Source organism: Desulfobacter sp. (genome assembly GCF_050177295.1).
Genome location: NZ_JBFXHE010000439.1, coordinates 1 through 3,647, shown reverse-complemented (window position 1 = coordinate 3,647; position 3,647 = coordinate 1). Strand labels below are relative to the sequence as shown.

Annotated in this window: 5 protein-coding genes; all 5 read left to right on the top strand. The window is 48.3% G+C overall.

Translation table 11 applies throughout. The features are described from left to right. Positions 1–162 precede the first annotated feature (162 nt). Entirely contained in the window at positions 163–468 is a 306-nt protein-coding gene (locus AB7U36_RS20645) for a hypothetical protein (protein WP_428161510.1), read from the top strand. Between the two features lie 5 nt (positions 469–473). After that, positions 474–845, top strand: a complete 372-nt coding sequence (locus AB7U36_RS20640; protein WP_428161509.1) for a hypothetical protein — start codon at positions 474–476, stop codon at positions 843–845. A gap of 46 nt (positions 846–891) precedes the next feature. Continuing rightward, on the top strand, positions 892–1,215 hold the full coding sequence (locus tag AB7U36_RS20635; RefSeq protein WP_428161508.1) for a hypothetical protein: 324 nt from the start codon (positions 892–894) through the stop codon (positions 1,213–1,215). A gap of 84 nt (positions 1,216–1,299) precedes the next feature. Beyond that, positions 1,300–2,682: a DEAD/DEAH box helicase gene (locus AB7U36_RS20630; RefSeq protein ID WP_428161507.1), complete on the top strand. Its 1,383-nt coding sequence runs from the start codon at positions 1,300–1,302 to the stop codon at positions 2,680–2,682. A gap of 376 nt (positions 2,683–3,058) precedes the next feature. Then, a complete protein-coding gene (locus tag AB7U36_RS20625) occupies positions 3,059–3,646 on the top strand; it encodes a hypothetical protein (protein WP_428161506.1) in 588 nt (195 codons plus the stop codon). Position 3,647 lies beyond the last annotated feature (1 nt).

Sequence of the window (3,647 nt, the reverse complement as noted above, 5' to 3'; positions counted from 1 at the left end):
TTCCACTTTCCACGCTTTCCACCCCTAAAGGGGGGTATCCCTACGTGGAAAGCTGGGATACCCCCCAGGGGTTTCCCCCGGCTTTTGGAAAGGAAAATCTTTCCTGCCAGGGATTAAAAAAGGATCTGAAATGAACCCAAATATAACAAAAGGAACGATACTATGATTTTTAAAGATGACTCTGAGCTTCAGTCCAACCAGACCTGGTGCATTCCAGCTCAACCCGGGTGGTTCTATTTGTGGCCTGTAACCGATGAAAACAACAAAATAGTAGACCTTGAGCCTGACCCAATCCTTGCTTGGCTCATTCAACAAGAGCCGAATGGGGTTGACGCTCAACCGATATTGGCCAGCGGCGAAGTGAAGGAGCCGGAGTACATCCAACGGCCAGATGGGACCATTGAAGAGCTTTATTGTGCCACTTACGACAACAAGGATGTGCTTCTTAAGACACTTGAAAGTGAATAATAACCATGAGCCCAATGCAACGCACATTGACTGAGATAAAAAAACACGGCCTGCGGTACTGGATCGTTGAACACTTCAGCCAGTGGGACCGAACACGGCATGATCTGTTCAATATCATTGACCTGCTGGTTCTTGACGGTGGTGTTCTGGGGATACAGGTCTGCCAGGGCAATGATTACCGGCAGCACATCCGAAAGCTGACAGAAGAACACCAGGCCAACACCATTGCATGGTTGGAACAGCCCGGTACCCGTTTGGAGGTGTGGGCATGGCGCAAACTTAAAAAGAAACGGGGCGGCAAAGCCATGGTATGGATGCCGAAGATTGCAGATATTCTTCTGGTCAATGGCTGCCCATATATTGAAGAACGAAAATAAAACCGCCTTCCGGAAGACCCGGCAGGCACCAGAAAGGAAATGAACTATGAAAACCGAACGTACTCTGACTAAACAGATGAACACTCAAGATTTGAGTAAATTTACAGCCATGGCCGAAAAAATAAAATATGAACTCGATCAGCAAAAACCATCTGGATTCAATCTACCCCCGCTGTTTGCAGAGAAACTTCATCCGAATAAATCTTTGTTACTGAAAGCTAAACAAATCAGGAATGAAATCCTGAAGTTAAAATGTGGGATTGAAACAAACAATCCCGCTATAAAGTCCTTGGTTGTCCTGCCAGGAAGTTTTAATCAACCTGTGTGGACCGTCATTCAAAGCCATACGCCCTGGCAGCCAACAATATAGCTGGTTGAGACAAACGGGGAAAACCGCCTGCCCGGGACCGCGAATCCCAAGGCAGGCAGGAAACAAATGAACAAAGGGAAATTAATGGATTTCACATTAAACAGCAAGACTGTTTTAACCAACCTGACGCCGGCAACCCGGCAGGCCGTCAAACAGTACCTGAGCATGCCAAATCCCAGGTATGCAGAAGCGCAAAAAATGAACCGGTCAACCCACAACATTGACCGGGATTTGAAATTTTATCAGGAACGCACAGACGGCCTTGTCTGCCCACGGGGATGTGCGGCAAAGCTTTATCGCCTGTGTGAACGGATGGGTGAAAACATCCAGGTGTTTGACAACCGCCGGACCCTGGACCCGGTTGACTTCACCTTTGCCGGGGAACTGCGGCCATTGCAGCGGCAAGCCGTTGATGGTGTGCTTACCCGTGACAGCGGCCTGCTTGAGGCAGGCACCGGGGCCGGGAAAACCGTTATGGCTTTGTATCTCATTGCACAGCGTGGGCAGCCTGCTTTGATCATCGTCCACACCAAAGAACTTTTGAACCAGTGGATATCCCGGATTGAATCCTTCCTGGGCATACCCCGGGCAGAAGTCGGGATCATTGGCGGCGGTCAATTCGTCATCGGGAACCGGATCACCGTTGGCACTGTCCAAAGCCTTTGCAAACGATTGGGTGAAGTGGTGCCCCACATCGGCCACCTGATTTGTGATGAATGCCACAGAGCCCCCAGCAGGATATTCACCGAAACGGTCAACACCTTTGATGCCCTGTACCGGTTGGGTCTGACAGCAACCCCTTGGCGCAGGGATGGATTGTCAAAGGTAATTTTCTGGACCATGGGCGATGTCACTGGCCGGATTGATAAGCAGGATCTTGTGGACCAGGGAAACCTTTGCCCGGCTCAAGTCCAGTGGATCAAAACCGAGTTCAGCCCGTTTGCAGACGCCAGCGCAGAGTATTCAAAAGCCCTGTCCGAACTGACCGAAGATGAAACACGGAACCGGCTGGTTTGCAAAACAGTTGCTGAGAATAACGGCCATGGTATCAGCCTGGTCCTATCTGACCGGAAAGCCCACTGCGATACGCTGCAAAATATCCTGTTTAACGGCCATAGGGTTCAAACTGAGGTATTGACCGGCAGCACAAGTCAAAAAGAGCGTGAGCGGATCATTATGGCCTTGCAGGATGGTGAATGCTGCTATTTAATTGCCACAGGTCAGCTTATCGTTGAAGGATTCGACCTGCCCGGGATATCCACGGTGTTCCTGACAACGCCTGTGAAGTTTTCCGGCAGACTCATTCAGTATATCGGCAGAGCGTTGCGCCCAGCACCTGGGAAAGATAAGGCGCTGATATTTGACTTTGCGGACGTAAACAACCCGGTTTTCACGGCATCGGCTAAGGCCAGGGTTGGAACGTACGCTTCGCAGGGGATACCCTCTGTCGCTTCACAAAATGAATGATGATTCAAAGCGAAAAACGAAGTGAAAAAAATTGATGGTGAACGGGGATCAATTGCGGAGATGTGAACCCTACGCTTTCCAAATTGTCAGAAGGACCCGAAGACTTCATTAAACTTACGTACAGGAAAACGGTATTCATCTTTATGGTCCTTCCCTATCTTTGTGATAGTAGGGGTCGCTACACGGCGATATTTCTCTAATTATGATACCGAAAAAAGCTGATTCCGGTTCCGGTTAATATGGTGACAAAAAGCTAAGATTTGAGACAATACAAAAAAATGCCGAAACGCTTGAGATCAAATGGTTTTCAGAATTTAACAGACAAAAGAGATGTCAAATTTCCTTAATGATTTGGGTAAAAAGATAAGAGGTTTCTATGGGTGGTTGGGGATCAGGAAGATGGCTAAGAAGTGGTAAACCCACAGCAGAAGGGGCTTTGCCTTTGGATATTCGCAGGCTTAATAAAGCAAAGGTATTAACGCCCGGACGCTCTTTTTCATGGCAGTGGTCAAGGGGTGGGAATGTTCATGCCAGCATTGGAGCTGTTGCCTATCAAGATCATTTGATGTTGCGCTATTCTCATCGTGGCGAGTCCGTTGAACAGAAAGTTTATTATACCTGGACATCTTGCAATTACGGCGGGGAAAGAATCTGGTTCAGTTGCCCTTTTTGTGGTAGGCGGTGTGCCGTGATCTATGGTGCCGGGAAATATTTTGCCTGCCGTTCCTGCTACACTCTTGTCTATAAAACTTGCAACGAATCCAAGCGGGATCGGCGTTTCAGCAAGGCTAACAAGCTTAGAAAAAAAATCGGTGCTAAACCTGGATGTTTAAATCCTTTGCCAATTTTCAAGCCCAAAGGAATGCACGAAAAAACCTGGCAAAAGATCAGGTGCCAAATCCAAGCCATTGAATATCGAGGTCTGATTGATCTCGGGCGCATGATCGGCGTTAATAGCGACTGAG